The organism is Arthrobacter sp. CAN_A6 (genome assembly GCF_015751715.1).
Classification (GTDB): Bacteria; Actinomycetota; Actinomycetes; order Actinomycetales; family Micrococcaceae; genus Arthrobacter_D.
In genome coordinates this window covers 88,902-107,491 of sequence record NZ_JADOUV010000002.1, presented here as the reverse complement: position 1 = coordinate 107,491, position 18,590 = coordinate 88,902, and the positions used below count along the sequence as shown (strand labels likewise).

The following is an 18,590-nucleotide window of genomic DNA, read 5'->3' as shown; positions in this document are numbered from 1 at the left end:
TCCTAGATGAATTCCATCCCCCTGCCGCCGCTGAACCGGCGCCATTTCCTCTCCTTCGCAGCCCTCGGCTCGGGCACAGTTGCCCTTGCCGCATGTGGCGGGCCCTCGACGGCGCCGCCCGCTGAAGCCGAGGCTGCGGACCTCGACTTCGAGGGCGTCACTCCTGCGGCTGAGATCGAATTCTGGTCCACCCATCCCGGGCAGTCGCAGGACGTCGAGAAGTCCCTGATCGAGAAGTTCAATTCCTCCCAATCGGATGTGAACGTCAAGCTCGTCACGGCGGGCGCCGACTACGAGGAGATCGCCCAGAAGTTCCAGACCGCCCAGCAGGGCGGCAAGCTGCCCGCCGTCGTGCTCCTCTCTGATGTGTGGTGGTTCCGCTACTACATCAACGGTTCGATCATCCCTTTGGACGGCCTCCTCGACCAGCTCGAAGTCGACAAGGCCGACTACCGCGAATCGCTGATGGCCGACTACCAGTACGAGGACAAGCAGTGGGCGGTGCCGTACGCCCGGTCCACTCCGCTCTTCTACTACAACCGGGACCACTTCAAAGCCGCCGGCCTTCCGGACCGTTCCCCGACCACCTGGGACGAGTTCGGCGAATGGGCACCCAAGCTGATGAGCGCTGGGATTCCCGGCCTGCAGACCGCCTACCAGTTCCCCGCCCTTGCCGGCTACGCGGGTTGGTCCCTGCAGAACCACCTCTGGGGCTACGGCGGCGGCTGGTCCGATGAATGGACCATGACGGCTGACTCCCCCGAATCCGTGGCTGCCATTCAGTGGTGCCAGGATGCTGTGTTCAAGCACAAGTGGGCCGGCGTGTCCTCCACCGATGCCTCGGCCGACCTCTCGTCGGGAGCCGTCTCGGCGACGGTCAGCTCGACCGGGTCCTTGGTGGGTGTGCTGAAAGTGGCACAGTTCGACGTCGGTGTCGGCTTCCTGCCCGGCGGCCCGGAGTCGATGGACAGGGTGTGCCCGACGGGCGGTGCGGGACTCGGAATCCCCAGCGGGGTCACCAAGGAGGAGCAACTCGCGGCGGCGATGTTCCTGAAATTCATGGGCGAACCGGAGAACACTGCCGAGTTCTCGGCCGCAACCGGCTACATGCCGGTGCGGTCATCAGCCGATATGACGGCAGTGCTCGCTACGAGTCCGCTGATCAAGACCGCCATCGACCAGCTCGACGTCACCCGCCCGCAGGATTACGCACGGGTCTTCATCCCCGGAGCCGACCTGGAAATCGCCAAGACGGCTGCTGCGGTCCTGACCCAGCCGGGCGATGTCCAGGCGGAGATGACCAAGTTGAAGGGCACCTTGGAGTCGATGTACCAGCGTGACGTGGAACCGAACCTGGCCTGATGGTTTCGGTCGGCCCGGCCCTTAGCCGGGGCCGGGCCGACCTAAATCCGGAGCTCATCCCGAGTTCGAGTCCAGATGTTCTCCTTCAAGGGAAATAGAGCGGTCATTGCAGCTCCCAGAGCCTCGCGGCTGCAGTGACCGCTCGTCTTTGCCCGCGGGTGCACCACTTTCTCCGGCGTTGGACTGTTGAACCGCGTGTCGCCCCGCAACACGCCGGTTATCGGTGACACCGGCGCGGAATGGCGGCACTTTCCGCACGCCGTGAGCCCCGCCATACGCCAAGAGGGAGCGGCCGGCCCCACAGTCCGGGCAACCGGTTCTGCTCAGGCCTGCAGCGGCACCGGCGTCACGCCGAGGGGCGCGAGGGCGGACGCGCCGCCGTCGGCCGCGCTCAGCACCCAGATGCCGCCGTCGTGCACTGCCACCGTGTGCTCCCACTGGCACGACCGCTTGCCGTCGAGCGTGACCACGGTCCAGTCGTCCTCGAGCACTTTCGTCTCAAGCCCGCCGAGCACGAGCATCGGCTCGATGGCCAAGCAGAGACCGGGGCGGACCTTCGGTCCGCGGTGCTTGCTGCGGTAGTTCAGGACGTCCGGGGCCTGATGCATCTGGGTGCCGATACCGTGGCCCACGTAGTCCTGCAGGATCCCGAGCCGCTTGCCCGGCAGCCCCGAGACATAGTCGTCGATCGCCGCGCCGATATCCCCGACGAACTTGGCGGACGCCAGAGCTGCAATACCGTGCCACATGGCCGACTCCGTGGCGTCGGACAATCTGACGTCCTCCGCACGGGCCGAGCCGACAATGACGGTGCGCGCCGAATCGGAGTGCCACTTGTCCACCACGGCGCCGCCGTCGATCGAAAGGATGTCGCCGTCCTGGAGGATGTATCCGCCGGGAATCCCGTGAACCACCTCGGCGTTGACCGAGGTGCAGATGCTCTTCGGGAACCCGTGGTAACCAAGGAAATTGGAGGTTGCTCCGGCGTCCTTCAGCACGGCCTCGAACACGGTGTTGAGATCATCGGTGGTCACTCCGACCTTCGCGGCGGCTACAGCTGCGTCCAACGCTGCCGACAGGACGATGCCCGCCCTGCGCATGGCCAGGATCTGGCTGTTGCTCTTGTACTCGATCTTCGGCTCGCGGAACACGCGCGGAACCTAGCTCGCTACCTTGAGGGCAGCCATCACGCGCTCGGTTACTTCGTCGATCGGGCCGAGTCCGTCCACCTGGGTCACGATGCCCCGCTCCTTGTACTGGGACACCACACTCTCGGTCTGGGAGTGGTAGAGGCTCAGGCGGTGCCGGATCACTTCCTGGTTGTCATCGGAGCGTCCGTCGAGCTTCGCCCGCCCGAGGAGCCGGCGGACCAGCTCTTCGTCGTCGGCAGTGAGCTGGAGCACGACGTCGAGGGCGAGTTCGTTCTCCCGCAGGATGTCGTCCAACTCGGCGACCTGCGGCGCGGTCCGCGGGTAGCCGTCGAGCAGGAAACCCTCCTGGACGTCGTCGGCAGCAAGGCGGTCCCTCACCATCAGATTGGTGACGCTGTCCGGAACGAAGTCCCCGGCATCCATGTACTTCTTCGCCTCGACGCCGAGCGGAGTCTCACGCTTGACGTTGTCCCGGAAGATGTCGCCGGTGGAGATGGCGACGACGCCGAGCCGCTCGGAGATGCGGGCGGCCTGCGTGCCCTTCCCCGACCCGGGAGGTCCGATAATGAGCATCCGTGTCATCGCAACAACCCTTCGTAGTGACGCTGCTGTAGCTGGGCATCTATCTGCTTCACTGTCTCCAGGCCGACGCCCACCATGATCAGGATCGAGGTGCCGCCGAACGGGAAGTTCTGGTTCGCACCGATTGCCACCAGTGCGATCAGCGGGATCAGCGCCACGAGGCCCAGGTAGATGGCACCCGGCAGTGTGATCCGGGACAGGACGTACTGGAGGTACTCCGCCGTCGGGCGCCCTGCCCTGATGCCGGGGATGAAGCCGCCATACTTCTTCATGTTCTCGGACACCTCGTCCGGGTTGAAGGTGATGGAGACGTAGAAGTAGGTGAAGAACACGATCATGGCGAAGTACAGCGCCATGTACAGCGGGTGGTCGCCGGTGGCCAGGTAGGTCGTAATCCAGTTGACCCACTCGGGCGGCGGCGTCTGGCCGTCGTTGGGCGTGTTGAACTGGGCGACGAGCGAGGGCAGGTACAGCATCGAGGACGCGAAGATGACGGGGATGACGCCGGCCATGTTCACCTTGATGGGAATGTAGGTGCTGCTGCCGCCGAGGGTGCGTCGGCCGATCATCCGCTTGGCGTACTGCACGGGGATCCGGCGCTGCGACTGCTCGACGAAGATGACCAGGGCGACGACGACGACACCCATGAGCAGGACGAAGCTGAACACCGTGGCGCCCTGCGTGCGGAGGATCTCGCCGAGGGAGGTGGGGAAGCCGGCGGCGATGGCGGTGAAGATGAGCAGGGACATGCCGTTGCCCACGCCCTTCTCCGTGATGAGCTCGCCCATCCACATGATGAGGCCGGTGCCCGCGGTGAGGGTGAGGATCAGGAGGATGATCGTGATCAGGGAGTCGTCCGGGATAAGCGGTACGGGGCAGTCGCCCAGCAGCGCTCCGGAACGCGCCAACGAGACCAGTGTGGTGGCGTTGAGCAGCCCGAGGGCGATTGTCAGGTAGCGCGTGTACTGCGTGAGCCTCGACTGGCCCTGCGCGCCTTCCTCATGAAGCTCCTGGAAGCGGGGAATGACCACGCGCAGCAACTGGGTGATGATGCTTGCCGTGATGTAGGGCATGATTCCGAGGGCGAAGATGGACACCTGGAGGAGTGCGCCACCGCTGAACAGGTTGACGAACTGGTAGAGGCCGCCCTCGGTGTTACCGAGCTGCAGGCACTGCTGAACGTTCCCGTAGTCGACGCCGGGTGCGGGGATGAAGGCACCGAGGCGGAAGATGGTGATGATTCCCAGCGTGAACAACAGCTTGCGCCGCAGGTCTGGCGTCCGGAATGCCCGGCCAATAGCGCTTAGCAAGCGTCCTCCTGAAGGTCTTGATTGTCCGAAGCGGACAGTCCACAACAACCGAGTCTAACGGTTGGCGATCGGTGCGTTGGCACCAAGGGATAGATGACGGCCCTTAAGCCGGAAAACTCTTGGTGGGCCGGTTGAGTACCGGCCCACCAAGAGTCTAGTTCCTAAGTGCTGCGTATCACAGCAAGCCCCTCCCCCGCGCCCAAGAGGCTCGGGGAGGGACCGGAACGGCTCAGACCTTGGTGGTCGAGCCGCCTGCTGCTGCAATCTTCTCAGCAGCGCTGGCGGAGAAGCGGTTGGCTGTTACGTTCACGGCCACCGTGATGTCTCCGGTACCCAGCACCTTGACGGGCTGGTTCTTGCGAACCGCACCGTTGGCTACGAGGTTCTCCACCGTGACGTCGCCGCCGTCGGGGTACAGCTCCGAGATTTTGTCCAGGTTGACCACCTGGAACTCGACACGGAACGGGTTCTTGAAGCCACGCAGCTTGGGCAGACGCATGTGGAGCGGCAACTGCCCGCCCGCGAATCCTGCCTTGACCTGGTAGCGCGCTGCGGTTCCCTTGGTACCTCGACCAGCGGTCTTGCCCTTGGAACCTTCACCACGGCCCACGCGGGTCTTGGCGGTCTTGGCTCCGGGTGCGGGGCGCAGGTGGTGGACCTTGAGCGCATGGACGCGCGGCGCCTTCTCTTCGGTGGCAGGTGCCACCGTTTTGTTCTCTGCCATTAGTTGGCCTCCTCAACCTTCAAGAGGTGCGGAACCGTATTGACCATGCCCACGGTGACGGCGTCGGCTTCACGAACCACTGTGTGGCCGATCCGCTTGAGCCCCAGGGAGCGCACGGTGTCGCGCTGGTTCTGCTTCTCGCCGATGATCGACTTGATTTGCGTGATTCGAAGCTGCGCTGAGCTCACGACAACGCGTTTGGGGGTGATAGCTGTCATTTCGCACCTACCTTCTGAGCTGCGATTGCGCGCAGCATCTGGTGTGACGCGACCTCGTCCAGGGGCAGTCCACGACGGGCTGCTACTGCCTGAGGCTCCTCAAGGCGCTTGAGCGCATCGACGGTCGCGTGAACGATGTTGATGGCGTTCGAGGATCCGAGCGACTTGGAGAGGACGTCGTGGATGCCGACGCATTCGAGGACAGCACGCACCGGACCGCCGGCGATAACGCCGGTACCCGGTGATGCAGGGCGGAGGAGAACAACTCCGGCTGCCGCTTCGCCCTGAACCAGGTGCGGAACGGTGCCACCGATGCGGGGCACGCGGAACATGGTCTTCTTGGCTTCCTCGACGGCTTTCTGGATTGCCGAGGGAACTTCCTTCGCCTTGCCGTAGCCCACACCGACCATGCCGTTGCCGTCGCCGACCACAACGAGTGCGGTGAAGCTGAACCGGCGGCCGCCCTTGACGACCTTGGCGACACGGTTGATGGTGACGACGCGCTCAATGAACTTGTCCTTGTCGTCCCGTCCACCGTCGCGCCCGCCGTCGCGGCCACCACGGCCACCGCGGTCGCTCTTGCCGCCGCGCTGTTCCCCGCCGCGTCCGCTTGCGCGTCCACCCCGGTTGGCGTCGGTAGCTGCGGCGTCAGTTGCGCCTGCAGCCGGGGCTTCGGTTGCTGGCTGCTCTGTACCCGTACTCAATGGGGCTTCCTTTGCCTTGTTTTCCTCGGTCACAGTGCCAGACCACCCGTCCGGGCGCCGTCTGCAATTGCTGCAACACGGCCGTGATACTTGTTGCCGCCGCGGTCGAAGACAACTGCTTCGACGCCGGCAGCCAGGGCGCGCTGTGCGACGAGTTCGCCGACTCGCGTGGCCTTGGCGGTCTTGTCACCATCGAAAGCGCGAAGATCGGCTTCGAGGGTGGAGGCGGATGCAACAGTCATGCCCTTGGTGTCATCGACGACCTGCACGAATACGTGGCGGGCCGATCGGTTGACGACCAGACGCGGACGTGCGGCTGTTCCCGAAACGCGCTTGCGTACCCGGAGGTGACGGCGTCCACGGGCGGCGGACTTACTCTTGGACGAGCGCTTCTTATTGATGCTGATTGCCATGGTTACTTACCAGCCTTTCCGACCTTGCGGCGGATGATCTCGCCTGCGTAGCGGATTCCCTTGCCCTTGTAGGGGTCGGGTTTGCGCAGCTTGCGGATGTTTGCAGCAACCTCGCCGACCTGCTGCTTGTTGATGCCTGACACCGAGAGCTTGGTCGGGGTATCGACGGTCAGGACGATGCCTTCGGGAGCCTTGACGGCCACCGAGTGGCTGTAGCCCAGCGCAAACTCCAGGTCGGTTCCCTTGGCCTGGACACGGTAACCCGTGCCCACGATTTCAAGGTTCTTCTTGTACCCCTCGGTGACTCCGACGATCATGTTGGAGACCAGCGTGCGGGTGAGACCGTGCAGCGAACGCGATTCGCGCTCGTCGTTGGGCCGGGTGACGGTCAGCGTGGAGCCGTCGAGGGTGACCTCGATGGGGCTGGGCACAGAGTGGCTCAGTTCACCCTTCGAACCCTTGACGGAAACCAGGTTGCCGTCCACCTTGACCTCGACACCTGCGGGAACGGTGATGGGGAGACGTCCAATACGTGACATTTTTCTTTCCCTTTCCCGCTACCAGACGTAGGCGAGGACTTCCCCACCTACACCCTTCTTGGATGCCTGGCGGTCTGTGAGCAGACCGGAGGACGTGGACAGGATGGCAATACCGAGTCCGCCGAGTACGTGCGGCAGATTAGTGGACTTCGCGTACACGCGCAGTCCCGGCTTGGAGATGCGGCGGATACCGGCGATCGAGCGCTGGCGGTCCGGGCCGAACTTGAGGTCGAGGGTAAGCTTCTTGCCGACCTCGGCTTCTTCTTCCTTCCAGCCGGCGATGTAGCCTTCGGCCTTCAGGATGTCGGCAACGCGTGCCTTCAACTTGCTGTACGGCATGGACACGGAATCGTGGTAAGCCGAGTTTGCATTGCGCAGACGCGTGAGCATGTCTGCGACAGGATCTGTCATTGTCATGTGGGCTTCAGCCCTTCCTCGTAACGGTTTCCGAATTCCCACTGCACCTGGGTGCGATCAGAGCGGACCTGCAACGTAGTTAGATTAATCTTCGGATTTGAACGGGAAACCAAGCGCCTTGAGGAGCGCGCGGCCCTCGGCGTCGGTCTTGGCTGTGGTGACGACGGTGATGTCCATGCCACGCACGCGGTCAATCTTGTCCTGGTCGATCTCGTGGAACATGGACTGCTCCGTGAGGCCGAAGGTGTAGTTGCCGTTGCCGTCGAACTGCTTGCCGTTGAGGCCGCGGAAATCGCGGATACGGGGCAGTGCGAGTGATACCAGGCGGTCGGTGAATTCCCACATACGGTCTCCGCGCAGCGTCGCGTGGGCGCCGATGGGCATGCCCTCACGAAGCTTGAACTGTGCGATGGACTTGCGGGCCTTCGTGACCTGGGGCTTCTGGCCCGTGATCTGCGTCAGGTCCTTGACGGCACCGTCGATGAGCTTGGAGTCCTTGGCGGCATCTCCGACACCCATGTTGACGACGACCTTGACCAGGCGGGGAACCTGGTTGACGTTCGAGTAGCTGAACTCTTCCTGCAGGGCAGGCTTGATCTCAGCGGCATAGCGGGCCTTCAGCCGGGGGAGGACCTTGGTCTCTGCGGTTTCAACAGTCATTACAGATCCTTCCCTGATGACTTGGCGAAGCGGATGCGGACTACGCGTTCCCGGCCGTCGCGCTCGACGGTCTCGGTCCGGTAGCCGACGCGCGTAGGCTTCTTGGTCTCGGGATCGACAACGGCTACGTTGCTGATGTGCAAGGGCGCCTCGACGACCTCGATGCCACCGGTCTTGGTGCCGCCCTGCGACTGGCCGGCCTTGGTGTGCTTCGTGATCCGGTTGATGCCCTCGACGAGGACACGGCTGGACTCGGGGAACACCTTCAGCACCTTGCCCTGCTTGCCGCGGTCGCCGCCGCGCTCCTGCTTGGCTCCGGTGATCACCTGGACGAGGTCGCCCTTTTTGATCTTAAGCTTTACTGTCTTCTGTGCCATGGACTTAAAGCACCTCCGGCGCCAGCGAGATGATCTTCATGAAACGCTTGTCGCGCAGCTCGCGACCGACAGGGCCGAAGATACGGGTACCGCGGGGGTCGCCGTCGTTCTTCAGGATCACTGCTGCGTTCTCATCAAACTTGATGTAGGAACCGTCCGCGCGGCGGCGTTCCTTCTTGGTACGGACGATGACCGCCTTGACGACGTCGCCCTTCTTGACGTTTCCGCCGGGAATTGCATCCTTGACGGTGGCGACGATGACGTCCCCGATACCTGCGTAGCGGCGCCCTGACCCTCCGAGAACGCGGATGGTCAAGATTTCCTTGGCCCCCGTGTTGTCGGCGATCTTCAGCCGCGATTCTTGCTGAATCACTTATTACTCCTGTCGTCGCGCCGGTTCTCGATACGAGCCTTGCGGAACGGATATGGGTGGCCCCGTAATACTGGTACTCGCCACGAACCGCGCGCCGGGGCACGCGACATCCTCAATGGATGATGTGATGAACAAGATTATCGGGCTTTTGCCTATTTGTCGGTGTGAGGGCATGCGCCAGCCCACCAGACAGACAAGGTTTTCATCCTATCGCGAAAATGCCCTGGACACGAAATCGCGTCCAGGGCATCCTCGGTAGAGCTGGTGCCTACTTGGCCTTCTCGATGATCTCGACAAGGCGCCACCGCTTGGTGGCCGACAGCGGGCGGGTCTCGCTGATGAGAACGGAATCGCCGATGCCAGCGGCGTTCTCCTCGTCGTGGACCTTGACCTTCGAGCTGCGGCGCAGAACCTTGCCGTACAGCGCGTGCTTCACACGGTCCTCGACCTCGACCACGATGGTTTTGTTCATCTTGTCGGAGGTCACGTAACCGCGGCGTACCTTGCGGTAGCCGCGGGAGTCGGCGTCGTGCACTGCCTTCTCGGTTCCTGCAGTTACATCTTCGCTCTTCTGCTCACTCATTTGGCGTCCTCCTCAGAAGCCTCGGTGTCCACGGACGCGGCGTCCTTAGTGGAGGCCTTCTTGGATTTCTTGACCTTCTCAGTCTTCTCCGGCTTTGCTTCCTCGACGGGAGCAATCACCTCGGGACGGAGGCCCAGCTCGCGCTCACGCAGCACCGTGTAGATGCGGGCGATGTCGCGCTTCACCGAGCGGAGGCGGCCATGGCTCTCCAGCTGGCCGGTGGCCGACTGGAAACGGAGGTTGAACAGCTCCTCCTTGGCTTTTCGGAGCTCTTCCACCAGACGGTCCTTGTCAAAACCGTCAAGCTGGTCCGATGCTAGTTCTTTTGAACCCAGTGCCATGTCTATTCACCACCCTCACGTCGCACAATGCGTGCCTTCAACGGCAGCTTGTGAATTGCGAGGCGCAGCGCTTCGCGAGCTACCTCTTCGGTTACACCGGAGAGTTCGAAGAGAACCCGTCCCGGCTTGACGTTGGCCACCCACCATTCGGGCGAGCCCTTACCGGAACCCATGCGGGTTTCAGCAGGCTTCTTGGTCAACGGGCGGTCCGGATAGATGTTGATCCAGACCTTGCCGCCACGCTTGATGTGGCGGGTCATGGCAATACGCGCAGATTCGATCTGGCGGTTGGTGACGTATGCCGGGCTCAGAGCCTGGATACCCCACTCGCCAAAGCTCACTTCGGTACCACCGGTAGCAGCGCCGGAACGACCCGGGTGGTGCTGCTTACGGAATTTGACTCGACGTGGGATAAGCATTTAAGCCTGTCCTCCTTCAGTCGCAGCGGGTGCTGCGGAGTTCTCAGCGGGAGCCGAAGTTCCCTGGGGAGCCGAAGCGCCCTGGCCCTCGGCGCGCTCAGGCGTACGACGACGACGCTCGCCACCGCGGTCCGCGCCGGCGGCGGGTCCACGGCTCGGACGGTCTCCGCCACGGCCGCGCGAAGGAGCCGCTGCAGCCTGGGCTGCGAGTTCCTTGGCGGTGATGTCGCCCTTGTAGATCCAGACCTTCACGCCGATGCGGCCGAAAGTGGTCTTGGCTTCGAAGAACCCGTAGTCGATGTTCGCGCGGAGGGTGTGCAGCGGCACACGGCCTTCACGGTAGAACTCCGAGCGGCTCATCTCAGCGCCGCCCAGACGGCCGGAGCACTGGACACGGATGCCCTTTGCTCCTGCGCGCTGCGCCGACTGCATGGCCTTCTTCATGGCGCGGCGGAAAGCCACGCGTGAGGAAAGCTGCTCGGCGATGCCCTGGGCAACAAGCTGAGCTTCCATCTCGGGGTTCTTGACCTCGAGGATGTTCAGCTGGACCTGCTTGCCGGTGAGCTTCTCGAGCTCGCCGCGGATGCGGTCCGCTTCCGCGCCGCGGCGGCCGATGACGATTCCGGGACGCGCAGTGTGGATATCCACACGGACGCGGTCACGGGTGCGCTCGATCTCGACCTTCGCGATACCGGCGCGGTCCATGCCCGTGGACATGAGCTGGCGGATCTTGATGTCCTCACGGACGAAGTCCCTGTAGCGCTGGCCCGGCTTGTTGCTGTCGGCAAACCAGTGCGACCTGTGGTCCGTGGTGATGCCGAGTCGGAACCCATGCGGGTTTACTTTCTGTCCCACTAGCGGACCTCCACTTTCTCAGGGGTAGCTACAACAACCGTGATGTGGCTTGTCCGCTTGTTGATGCGGAACGCGCGGCCCTGGGCACGCGGACGGAACCGCTTCATCGTGGGGCCTTCATCAACGAATGCTTCGCTAATGATGAGGTTGTCCTCGTCGAAGGCGAGGCCGTCACGGTCCGCGAGGACACGTGCGTTGGCCATTGCCGACTGAACTACCTTGAAAACCGGCTCTGAAGCAACCTGTGGGGCAAACTTCAGAATAGCCAGAGCCTCATTCGCCTGCTTACCACGAACAAGGTTGACGACGCGCCGGGCCTTCATAGGCGTTACGCGGATGTGACGCGCAATTGCCTTGGCTTCCATTGCTTTCCTTCTCTCGTCTTAGCCGTAAGAGCTAAGCGCCTAGCGGCGCTTGCCCTTGCGGTCGTCCTTAACATGGCCGCGGAAAGTCCGCGTAGGAGCGAATTCGCCGAGCTTGTGCCCGACCATCGACTCGGTGACAAACACCGGAATGTGCTTGCGCCCGTCGTGCACCGCGATCGTGTGCCCGAGCATGTCGGGGACGATCATGGAGCGGCGGGACCACGTCTTGATGACGTTCTTCGTACCCGATTCGTTCTCGCGAGCGACCTTTACGTAAAGGTGCTGATCGACGAAGGGGCCTTTCTTCAGGCTGCGTGGCATGTTCCCAGGCTCCTATCGCTTGTTCTTGCCGGAACGACGGCGACGCACAATGAGTGAATCGCTCTCTTTGTTTTGGCGACGCGTACGTCCCTCTGCCTTGCCGTTTGGGTTGACCGGGTGGCGTCCACCGGAGGTCTTACCTTCACCACCACCATGGGGGTGGTCGACAGGGTTCATGGCTACACCGCGGACGGTCGGGCGGATGCCCTTCCAGCGGTTACGGCCGGCCTTGCCCCAGTTGATGTTCGACTGCTCGGCGTTGCCGACCTCGCCCACCGTTGCACGGCAGCGGACGTCGACGTTGCGGATTTCGCCGGAAGGCAGTCGCAGCTGGGCGAAGCGGCCTTCCTTGGCGACGAGCTGGGTCGAAGCTCCGGCCGAGCGGGCCATCTTCGCACCGCCGCCTGGACGGAGCTCCACCGCGTGGATGACCGTACCGACGGGGATGTTGCGCAGCGGAAGGTTGTTGCCGGGCTTGATGTCGGCACCGGCACCTGCCTCGACGAAGTCGCCCTGCTTGAGCTTGTTCGGCGCGATGATGTAGCGCTTGGTGCCGTCGACATAGTGCAGGAGGGCGATGCGCGCGGTGCGATTGGGATCATATTCGATCTCGGCAACGCGGGCGTCGACGCCGTCCTTGTCGTGGCGGCGGAAGTCGATCAGACGGTACTGACGCTTGTGTCCACCACCTTTGTGGCGGGTCGTGATCCTACCGGTGTTGTTACGGCCACCCTTTTTCGGGAGCGGACGTACCAAGGACTTCTCCGGCGTCGATCGTGTGATTTCTGCGAAGTCGGCAACGCTCGAGCCACGACGGCCCGGGGTTGTCGGCTTGTATTTACGGATTCCCATAACTCAATTCCTCGTTAAAGTGGTCTCCGCTCCCTAGGAGAGCGGACCGCCGAAGATGTCGATCGAGCCCTCTTTGAGGGACACGATGGCACGCTTGGTGCCCTTGCGCTGGCCCCAGCCGAACTTGGTGCGCTTGCGCTTGCCAACCCGGTTGATGGTATTGATCGAGTCGACCTTCACTGAGAAGATTTTCTCGACTGCCAGTTTGATTTCTTCCTTGTTCGAGCGTGGGTCGACCAGGAAGGTGTATTTGCCTTCGTCGATCAGGCCGTAGCTCTTCTCCGAAACGACGGGTGCAATGACGACGTCGCGCGGATCCTTTGCGATAGTGCCGCTCACTTGGCATCCTCCTCGGAGATTACGTCAGCCGATCCGACGAACTGGTCGTAGGCAGCCTTGGTGAAGATGACGTCATCGGAGACCAGCACGTCATACGTGTTGAGCTGGTCCACATAAAGGACGTGGACCTGGGGTACGTTGCGCACGGACAGTGCTGCGACGTCGTTTGCGCGCTCGATGACGACGAGCAGGCGAGGGCGTTCGGAAATGGCGCGCAGCGTGTCGATGGCGCCCTTCGTGGACGGCTTGCCGCCGGCTACGAGGGACTCGAGGACGTGGATACGGCCGTTGCGTGCCCGATCGGAGAGAGCGCCGCGGAGAGCCGCAGCCTTCATCTTCTTGGGGGTGCGCTGGCTGTAGTCGCGGGGCGTAGGCCCGTGGACCACCCCACCACCGGTCATGTGCGGTGCGCGGATCGAGCCCTGGCGGGCGCGGCCGGTTCCCTTCTGCTTGAACGGCTTGCGGCCTGCACCGCTCACCTCGGCGCGGGTCTTCGTCTTATGGGTACCCTGACGGGCAGCCGCAAGCTGGGCCACAACAACCTGGTGAAGCAGTGGGACGTTGGTCTGTGCGTCGAAGATCTCAGCGGGGAGATCGACGCTCACTGTGTTGACGACTGAGTTCGTGACCATCTGGTCATGCTCCCTTCACGGCGGTGCGTACGAGGACGACCTGGCCGCGGGCGCCTGGTACGGCACCCTTGATCAGCAGCAGCGACTTCTCGGCGTCGACCGCATGAACGCGGAGGTTCAGCGTGGTCTGACGAACGGCACCCATACGGCCTGCCATTTTCATTCCCCGAAAAACGCGGCTGGGGGTTGAAGCGCCACCGATCGAACCGGGCTTGCGGTGGTTCTTGTGTGCGCCGTGCGAAGCTCCCACGCCGTGGAAGCCGTGACGCTTCATCACACCGGCGAAGCCCTTGCCCTTGGTGGTGCCGATGACGTCGACCTGCTGGCCGGCTTCGAAGAGCTCAACGGAGAGCTCCTGACCCAGCGAGTAGGAATCGGCATCGGAGGTACGCAACTCGACCACGTGGCGGCGGGGGGTGACCCCAGCCTTTTCGAAGTGGCCGGCCAGCGGCTTGGTTACCTTGCGGGGATCGATCTGGCCGAAGCCGATCTGCACGGCTGAGTAGCCGTCCTTGTCCGCGGAACGCAGCTGCGTAATAACATTCGAGTCAGCCTGGACCACAGTGACGGGGATGAGGATGTTGTTCTCGTCCCAGACCTGGGTCATGCCGAGCTTGACGCCCAGCAGGCCCTTGACCTGGCGCGTAAGTGAAGTAGACATGTGTATCCGCTCTCCCTTACAGCTTGATTTCGATGTTCACGTCCGCAGGCAAGTCGAGACGCATCAGCGAATCAACGGCCTTGGGCGTGGGATCAATGATGTCGATCAGACGCTTGTGTGTGCGCATTTCAAAGTGCTCACGGCTGTCCTTGTACTTGTGCGGCGACCGGATAACAACGAAAACGTTCTTCTCCGTGGGCAGTGGCACTGGGCCGACAACCGTTGCGCCTGCGCGCGTCACCGTCTCAACGATCTTCCGGGCTGAAACATCAATGACCTCGTGGTCATATGACTTCAGCCGGATGCGGATTTTTTGTCCCGCCATGGCGTCTCGACTCTCTCTCTACATGAAAACTGCTGGGCAGTTCCGGTACGTACATTGCCGCGTCCGTTGTACGACGCTCCCCGCGCAGACTGAATCCGGAAGAATCCGGGTTCCTCACCCTGCTGGAGCTCCGACCCCCGCGCTCGGGCGTGTCGCATAATTCGTGACACACACAGTCCGCAGATTCGGCCGAGCCGAACGGGGTGGATTATATTTGGGCCACGCGGACCGGTGAATCCGAACCCTGCACCAGGCATTATCCTGACCGGGATGGAGTCTCAAACCGCACGCGCGAGCACTTGAACAACTTATCCAGTCTGGCAGAGATACCTCAATTACGCCAATCGGCGGGGAACTACTGTGTGTTCTGCGGCGTGTCGACACGGCATACGGAGACACATGGACACATAGAAAGGGCCCCGCTGCCGAAGCAGCGGGGCCCTCTCCGAGAATCAGTCGGTAGTCGAAAGACTACTTGTTGATCTTGGTGACGCGTCCTGAACCGACCGTGCGGCCGCCTTCGCGGATAGCGAAGCCGAGGCCCTCTTCCATGGCGATGGGCTGGATGAGCGCCACTGACATTTCAGTGTTGTCACCTGGCATAACCATTTCCGTGCCCTCGGGGAGGGTGATGACGCCGGTGACGTCAGTCGTGCGGAAGTAGAACTGCGGGCGGTAGTTCGAGTAGAACGGGTTGTGACGCCCGCCCTCGTCCTTGGCCAGGATGTAGACGTTGGCCTCGAAGTCGGTGTGAGGGGTGATGGAACCCGGCTTCACGATGACCTGGCCGCGCTCTACGTCTTCGCGCTTGATGCCGCGGAGCAGGAGGCCACAGTTCTCGCCGGCCCATGCTTCGTCGAGCTGCTTGTGGAACATCTCGATACCGGTAACCGTGGTCTTCTGGACCGGACGGATTCCGACGATCTCGATTTCCGAGTTGATCTTCAGGGTTCCACGCTCGGCGCGGCCCGTGACAACGGTTCCACGGCCGGTGATGGTGAAGACGTCCTCGACGGGCATGAGGAACGGCTTGTCCTTGTCGCGGATGGGATCCGGAACGGACTCATCGACGGCAGCCATCAGGTCCTCGACGGACTTGACCCACTCGGGGTCGCCTTCCAGAGCCTTCAGGCCCGAGACGCGGACCACTGGGGCTTCGTCGCCGTCGAAGCCCTGCGCGCTGAGCAGCTCGCGGACCTCCATCTCGACGAGGTCGAGGAGCTCTTCGTCGTCGACCATGTCGGACTTGTTCAGCGCGACCAGCAGGTAGGGAACACCGACCTGGCGGGCGAGCAGAACGTGCTCGCGGGTCTGTGCCATCGGACCATCGGTAGCTGCGACAACGAGGATGGCGCCATCCATCTGTGCCGCACCGGTGATCATGTTCTTGATGTAGTCAGCGTGACCGGGAGCGTCTACGTGTGCGTAGTGGCGCTTCTCAGTCTGGTACTCAACATGCGAAATGTTGATGGTGATGCCGCGCTGCTTCTCCTCGGGAGCCGAGTCGATCGACGCGAAGTCACGCTGCTCGTTGAGAGTGGGGTACTTGTCGTACAGCACCTTGGAAATGGCAGCCGTCAACGTGGTCTTTCCATGGTCAACGTGACCAATGGTTCCGATGTTAACGTGCGGCTTAGTCCGCTCGAACTTTGCCTTCGCCACGGGTTCCTCCTAGAACGTTTGAGAAGATTTGCTTCCCAGCCGCGCTGTTCGCAGCTGAAACTCATGCAAGTCTACTGGGGGCTTTTGGTTTTGATGAAATTGCTCTGTGCGTCGGGCCCGGGATGGACCGTCGGCTGGAAGGCGGGACCGGCCGGCTGGGTAGCAGGCCGGTCCCGCCCGGTGATTCCCCGCATGGCGGGGAATCAGCCGAAGCTACTCGCCGCGGGTTTTCTGGATGATCTCGTCAGCTACTGCCTTCGGAACTTCCGAATAGCTGTCGAACTTCATCGAGTAGACAGCACGGCCCTGGGTCTTCGACCGCAGGTCGCCGATGTAGCCGAACATTCCCGAGAGGGGCACGTGCGCCGTGATGACCTTGACGCCACTTGCATCCTCCATGGACTGCATCTGGCCGCGACGTGAGTTGAGGTCACCGATGACTTCACCCATGTATTCCTCCGGGGTCCGTACTTCGACCTCCATCAGCGGCTCGAGCAGGACGGGCTTCGCCATCCGCGCAGCTTCCTTGAACGCCATCCGGCCGGCAATCTTGAACGCCATTTCGGAGGAGTCGACGTCATGGTATGCGCCGTCGAGCAGAGTCGCCTTGATGCCGACCACGGGATAGCCGGCCAGTACGCCGTCATTGAGGGCATCCTGGATGCCTGCATCGACACTGGGGATGTACTCGCGGGGTACGCGACCACCGGTGACCTTGTTCTCGAACGCGTACATCACGCCCTCTTCGACCTCCATCGGCTCGATGGCGATCTGGATCTTGGCGAACTGGCCCGACCCACCCGTCTGCTTCTTGTGGGTGTAGTCGTGCTTGGCCACCTTGCTCTTGATGGTCTCGCGGTAGGCGACCTGGGGCTTGCCCACGTTGGCCTCGACGCGGAACTCGCGGCGCATGCGATCCACGAGGATATCCAGGTGGAGCTCGCCCATGCCGGCGATGATCGTCTGACCGGTGTCCTCGTTGAGGGACACCTGAAAGGTTGGATCCTCTGCGGAGAGCTTCTGGATGGCCGTGGACAGCTTCTCCTGATCACCCTTGGTCTTCGGCTCGATGGCCACCGAGATCACGGGCGCCGGGAAGCTCATCGACTCGAGGACGATCTGGTTGGCTGAATCCGACAGGGTGTCACCAGTTGTGGTGTCCTTCAGTCCGATCGCCGCGTAGATGTGACCGGCGAAGGCCTCGTCGACGGGGATTTCCTTGTTGGCGTGCATCTGGAACAGCTTCCCGATGCGCTCCTTCTTGTTCTTCGTCGAGTTCACCAGCTGCGTACCGGCAGTGACGTGCCCGGAATACACCCGGATGAAGGTCAGCTGTCCGAAGAACGGGTGCGTGGCAACCTTGAACGCCAGCGCCGAGAATGGCTCCTCGGTGGTCGGCGCGCGGGTCAGCTCGACCTCTTCGTTCCGGGGATCGTGACCGATCATCGGGGGAACGTTGAGCGGCGACGGCAGGTAGTCGATCACGGCGTCGAGCATGGGCTGCACGCCACGGTTCTTGAAGGCGGATCCACACAGGATCGGGTACAGCTCAGAGTTGATCGTCATCTTGCGGATGCCGGCCTTGAGCTCGTCGATGCTGATCTCTTCGCCTTCGAGGTACTTCTCCATGAGTTCCTCGGAGGAGTCGGCGACGGTCTCGATGAGACGTGCGCGGTATTCCTCGGCCTTGGCCTGGAGATCAGCGGGGATCTCCTGGATCTCGTACTTGGCACCCATGGTGACGTCACCCTTGGAGTCGCCGGGCCACACGAGGGCGCGCATGTAGAGAAGGTCGACGACGCCGATGAAGTCGTTCTCGGCACCGATCGGCAGCTGGAGGACCAGCGGCTTGGCGCCGAGGCGGCTGATGATCGTATCTACGGTGTAGTAGAAATCCGCACCCAGCTTGTCCATCTTGTTGACGAAGCAGATACGCGGTACTTCGTACTTGTCGGCCTGGCGCCAGACGGTCTCCGACTGCGGCTCGACGCCTTCTTTGCCGTCGAACACTGCGACGGCGCCGTCGAGGACGCGCAGGGAGCGCTCCACCTCGACGGTGAAGTCGACGTGCCCGGGGGTGTCGATGATGTTGATCTGGTTGTTTTCCCAGAAGCAGGTCACGGCGGCAGACGTGATGGTGATGCCGCGTTCCTTCTCCTGCTCCATCCAGTCGGTCGTCGAGGCGCCGTCGTGCGTCTCGCCGATCTTGTGGTTTACACCCGTGTAGAACAGGATGCGCTCGGTAGTAGTGGTCTTGCCGGCATCGATGTGCGCCATGATGCCGATGTTGCGGACCTTGTTAAGGTCGGTAAGCACGTCCTGTGCCACGGTGTCTCCCTTTTTACGAAGATGGAGTTCTGCTGGACTGCAGGCAGGAAGATTCCCTGTGGGGAAGGCTCCCGGCC

General features: G+C 62.5%; 26 protein-coding genes. 1 reads left to right on the top strand and 25 read right to left on the bottom strand.

Annotated elements, in window-relative coordinates; translation table 11 throughout:
• Nucleotides 1-6: 6 nt before the first annotated feature.
• On the top strand, nucleotides 7-1,362 hold the full coding sequence (locus IWX75_RS04020; RefSeq protein ID WP_196820973.1) for an ABC transporter substrate-binding protein: 1,356 nt from the start codon (nucleotides 7-9) through the stop codon (nucleotides 1,360-1,362).
• Between the two features lie 323 nt (nucleotides 1,363-1,685).
• On the opposite strand, the gene map is transcribed toward IWX75_RS04020, so the two are convergent.
• The 25 genes from map to fusA all read right to left on the bottom strand — a co-directional run bounded on the left by map (nucleotide 1,686) and on the right by fusA (nucleotide 18,513).
• Nucleotides 1,686-2,513 carry a type I methionyl aminopeptidase gene (map, locus tag IWX75_RS04015; protein ID WP_196820972.1) on the bottom strand — a complete coding sequence of 276 codons (828 nt, stop codon included), beginning with the start codon at nucleotides 2,511-2,513 and terminating at the stop codon, nucleotides 1,686-1,688.
• Nucleotides 2,514-2,522: 9 nt separating this feature from the next.
• Nucleotides 2,523-3,095, bottom strand: coding sequence for an adenylate kinase (locus IWX75_RS04010; protein WP_196820971.1), 573 nt, complete (start codon nucleotides 3,093-3,095; stop codon nucleotides 2,523-2,525).
• Nucleotides 3,092-4,405 (bottom strand): preprotein translocase subunit SecY, encoded by a 1,314-nt coding sequence (gene secY, locus IWX75_RS04005; protein ID WP_196820970.1) that lies wholly within the window; start codon nucleotides 4,403-4,405, stop codon nucleotides 3,092-3,094. The genes IWX75_RS04010 and secY overlap by 4 nt, the downstream gene beginning before the upstream one ends.
• A 229-nt stretch (nucleotides 4,406-4,634) precedes the next feature.
• A complete protein-coding gene (gene rplO, locus IWX75_RS04000) occupies nucleotides 4,635-5,129 on the bottom strand; it encodes a 50S ribosomal protein L15 (protein ID WP_196820969.1) in 495 nt (164 codons plus the stop codon).
• Complete coding sequence (gene rpmD, locus IWX75_RS03995; protein ID WP_026549109.1) at nucleotides 5,129-5,347, bottom strand: 50S ribosomal protein L30; 219 nt, start codon at nucleotides 5,345-5,347, stop codon at nucleotides 5,129-5,131. Before rpmD ends, rplO begins: the two co-directional genes overlap by 1 nt.
• A complete protein-coding gene (rpsE, locus tag IWX75_RS03990) occupies nucleotides 5,344-6,084 on the bottom strand; it encodes a 30S ribosomal protein S5 (protein WP_196820968.1) in 741 nt (246 codons plus the stop codon). Before rpsE ends, rpmD begins: the two co-directional genes overlap by 4 nt.
• Entirely contained in the window at nucleotides 6,081-6,464 is a 384-nt protein-coding gene (gene rplR, locus IWX75_RS03985) for a 50S ribosomal protein L18 (protein ID WP_196820967.1), read from the bottom strand. The genes rpsE and rplR overlap by 4 nt, the downstream gene beginning before the upstream one ends.
• A 2-nt stretch (nucleotides 6,465-6,466) precedes the next feature.
• The gene (gene rplF, locus IWX75_RS03980) at nucleotides 6,467-7,003 is read right to left on the bottom strand and encodes a 50S ribosomal protein L6 (protein WP_196820966.1); all 537 of its coding nucleotides are present in this window, start codon (nucleotides 7,001-7,003) and stop codon (nucleotides 6,467-6,469) included.
• 18 nt (nucleotides 7,004-7,021) lie between these two features.
• Nucleotides 7,022-7,420 (bottom strand): 30S ribosomal protein S8, encoded by a 399-nt coding sequence (gene rpsH, locus IWX75_RS03975; protein WP_136453991.1) that lies wholly within the window; start codon nucleotides 7,418-7,420, stop codon nucleotides 7,022-7,024.
• An 84-nt stretch (nucleotides 7,421-7,504) separates the two neighbouring features.
• Nucleotides 7,505-8,080: a 50S ribosomal protein L5 gene (gene rplE, locus IWX75_RS03970; protein WP_026549114.1), complete on the bottom strand. Its 576-nt coding sequence runs from the start codon at nucleotides 8,078-8,080 to the stop codon at nucleotides 7,505-7,507.
• Nucleotides 8,080-8,457 carry a 50S ribosomal protein L24 gene (gene rplX / locus IWX75_RS03965; RefSeq protein ID WP_196820965.1) on the bottom strand — a complete coding sequence of 126 codons (378 nt, stop codon included), beginning with the start codon at nucleotides 8,455-8,457 and terminating at the stop codon, nucleotides 8,080-8,082. The genes rplE and rplX overlap by 1 nt, the downstream gene beginning before the upstream one ends.
• A gap of 4 nt (nucleotides 8,458-8,461) precedes the next feature.
• Nucleotides 8,462-8,830: a 50S ribosomal protein L14 gene (gene rplN, locus IWX75_RS03960; protein WP_026549116.1), complete on the bottom strand. Its 369-nt coding sequence runs from the start codon at nucleotides 8,828-8,830 to the stop codon at nucleotides 8,462-8,464.
• Between the two features lie 268 nt (nucleotides 8,831-9,098).
• Complete coding sequence (gene rpsQ, locus IWX75_RS03955) at nucleotides 9,099-9,413, bottom strand: 30S ribosomal protein S17 (RefSeq protein ID WP_196820964.1); 315 nt, start codon at nucleotides 9,411-9,413, stop codon at nucleotides 9,099-9,101.
• Nucleotides 9,410-9,754: a 50S ribosomal protein L29 gene (rpmC, locus tag IWX75_RS03950; RefSeq protein ID WP_196820963.1), complete on the bottom strand. Its 345-nt coding sequence runs from the start codon at nucleotides 9,752-9,754 to the stop codon at nucleotides 9,410-9,412. The genes rpsQ and rpmC overlap by 4 nt, the downstream gene beginning before the upstream one ends.
• A gap of 2 nt (nucleotides 9,755-9,756) precedes the next feature.
• The gene (gene rplP, locus IWX75_RS03945) at nucleotides 9,757-10,173 is read right to left on the bottom strand and encodes a 50S ribosomal protein L16 (RefSeq protein ID WP_087030089.1); all 417 of its coding nucleotides are present in this window, start codon (nucleotides 10,171-10,173) and stop codon (nucleotides 9,757-9,759) included.
• Entirely contained in the window at nucleotides 10,174-11,028 is an 855-nt protein-coding gene (rpsC, locus tag IWX75_RS03940) for a 30S ribosomal protein S3 (protein ID WP_196820962.1), read from the bottom strand.
• On the bottom strand, nucleotides 11,028-11,393 hold the full coding sequence (gene rplV, locus IWX75_RS03935; protein WP_196820961.1) for a 50S ribosomal protein L22: 366 nt from the start codon (nucleotides 11,391-11,393) through the stop codon (nucleotides 11,028-11,030). The genes rpsC and rplV overlap by 1 nt, the downstream gene beginning before the upstream one ends.
• A 39-nt stretch (nucleotides 11,394-11,432) precedes the next feature.
• Nucleotides 11,433-11,714 (bottom strand): 30S ribosomal protein S19, encoded by a 282-nt coding sequence (gene rpsS / locus IWX75_RS03930; protein ID WP_026549122.1) that lies wholly within the window; start codon nucleotides 11,712-11,714, stop codon nucleotides 11,433-11,435.
• A 12-nt stretch (nucleotides 11,715-11,726) separates the two neighbouring features.
• A complete protein-coding gene (gene rplB / locus IWX75_RS03925; RefSeq protein WP_026531956.1) occupies nucleotides 11,727-12,566 on the bottom strand; it encodes a 50S ribosomal protein L2 in 840 nt (279 codons plus the stop codon).
• 33 nt (nucleotides 12,567-12,599) lie between these two features.
• Nucleotides 12,600-12,905, bottom strand: coding sequence for a 50S ribosomal protein L23 (gene rplW, locus IWX75_RS03920; RefSeq protein WP_026531955.1), 306 nt, complete (start codon nucleotides 12,903-12,905; stop codon nucleotides 12,600-12,602).
• Nucleotides 12,902-13,537 carry a 50S ribosomal protein L4 gene (gene rplD, locus IWX75_RS03915; protein WP_196820960.1) on the bottom strand — a complete coding sequence of 212 codons (636 nt, stop codon included), beginning with the start codon at nucleotides 13,535-13,537 and terminating at the stop codon, nucleotides 12,902-12,904. Before rplD ends, rplW begins: the two co-directional genes overlap by 4 nt.
• A 4-nt stretch (nucleotides 13,538-13,541) precedes the next feature.
• Nucleotides 13,542-14,198 (bottom strand): 50S ribosomal protein L3, encoded by a 657-nt coding sequence (gene rplC / locus IWX75_RS03910; protein ID WP_026531953.1) that lies wholly within the window; start codon nucleotides 14,196-14,198, stop codon nucleotides 13,542-13,544.
• Between the two features lie 16 nt (nucleotides 14,199-14,214).
• Nucleotides 14,215-14,523: a 30S ribosomal protein S10 gene (gene rpsJ / locus IWX75_RS03905; RefSeq protein ID WP_026531952.1), complete on the bottom strand. Its 309-nt coding sequence runs from the start codon at nucleotides 14,521-14,523 to the stop codon at nucleotides 14,215-14,217.
• A 471-nt stretch (nucleotides 14,524-14,994) separates the two neighbouring features.
• On the bottom strand, nucleotides 14,995-16,185 hold the full coding sequence (tuf, locus tag IWX75_RS03900; RefSeq protein WP_196820959.1) for an elongation factor Tu: 1,191 nt from the start codon (nucleotides 16,183-16,185) through the stop codon (nucleotides 14,995-14,997).
• Nucleotides 16,186-16,398: 213 nt separating this feature from the next.
• Nucleotides 16,399-18,513, bottom strand: a complete 2,115-nt coding sequence (gene fusA, locus IWX75_RS03895; RefSeq protein WP_196820958.1) for an elongation factor G — start codon at nucleotides 18,511-18,513, stop codon at nucleotides 16,399-16,401.
• Nucleotides 18,514-18,590 lie beyond the last annotated feature (77 nt).

Bases quoted from the DNA above. Each gene is read 5' to 3' on its own strand.
- rplV (WP_196820961.1), bottom strand. From the start codon at position 11,393: ATGGAAGCCAAGGCAATTGCGCGTCACATCCGCGTAACGCCTATGAAG.
- rplO (WP_196820969.1), bottom strand. From the start codon at position 5,129: ATGGCAGAGAACAAAACGGTGGCACCTGCCACCGAAGAGAAGGCGCCG.
- rplB (WP_026531956.1), bottom strand. From the start codon at position 12,566: ATGGGAATCCGTAAATACAAGCCGACAACCCCGGGCCGTCGTGGCTCG.
- rplF (WP_196820966.1), bottom strand. From the start codon at position 7,003: ATGTCACGTATTGGACGTCTCCCCATCACCGTTCCCGCAGGTGTCGAG.
- rplP (WP_087030089.1), bottom strand. From the start codon at position 10,173: ATGCTTATCCCACGTCGAGTCAAATTCCGTAAGCAGCACCACCCGGGT.
- rplE (WP_026549114.1), bottom strand. From the start codon at position 8,080: ATGACTGTTGAAACCGCAGAGACCAAGGTCCTCCCCCGGCTGAAGGCC.
- rplD (WP_196820960.1), bottom strand. From the start codon at position 13,537: ATGGTCACGAACTCAGTCGTCAACACAGTGAGCGTCGATCTCCCCGCT.
- rpsJ (WP_026531952.1), bottom strand. From the start codon at position 14,523: ATGGCGGGACAAAAAATCCGCATCCGGCTGAAGTCATATGACCACGAG.
- rpsH (WP_136453991.1), bottom strand. From the start codon at position 7,420: ATGACAATGACAGATCCTGTCGCAGACATGCTCACGCGTCTGCGCAAT.
- rpsQ (WP_196820964.1), bottom strand. From the start codon at position 9,413: ATGAGTGAGCAGAAGAGCGAAGATGTAACTGCAGGAACCGAGAAGGCA.
- IWX75_RS04010 (WP_196820971.1), bottom strand. From the start codon at position 3,095: ATGACACGGATGCTCATTATCGGACCTCCCGGGTCGGGGAAGGGCACG.
- rplX (WP_196820965.1), bottom strand. From the start codon at position 8,457: ATGGCACAGAAGACAGTAAAGCTTAAGATCAAAAAGGGCGACCTCGTC.
- rplC (WP_026531953.1), bottom strand. From the start codon at position 14,198: ATGTCTACTTCACTTACGCGCCAGGTCAAGGGCCTGCTGGGCGTCAAG.
- rpmD (WP_026549109.1), bottom strand. From the start codon at position 5,347: ATGACAGCTATCACCCCCAAACGCGTTGTCGTGAGCTCAGCGCAGCTT.
- rpmC (WP_196820963.1), bottom strand. From the start codon at position 9,754: ATGGCACTGGGTTCAAAAGAACTAGCATCGGACCAGCTTGACGGTTTT.
- IWX75_RS04020 (WP_196820973.1), top strand. From the start codon at position 7: ATGAATTCCATCCCCCTGCCGCCGCTGAACCGGCGCCATTTCCTCTCC.
- rpsS (WP_026549122.1), bottom strand. From the start codon at position 11,714: ATGCCACGCAGCCTGAAGAAAGGCCCCTTCGTCGATCAGCACCTTTAC.
- rplR (WP_196820967.1), bottom strand. From the start codon at position 6,464: ATGGCAATCAGCATCAATAAGAAGCGCTCGTCCAAGAGTAAGTCCGCC.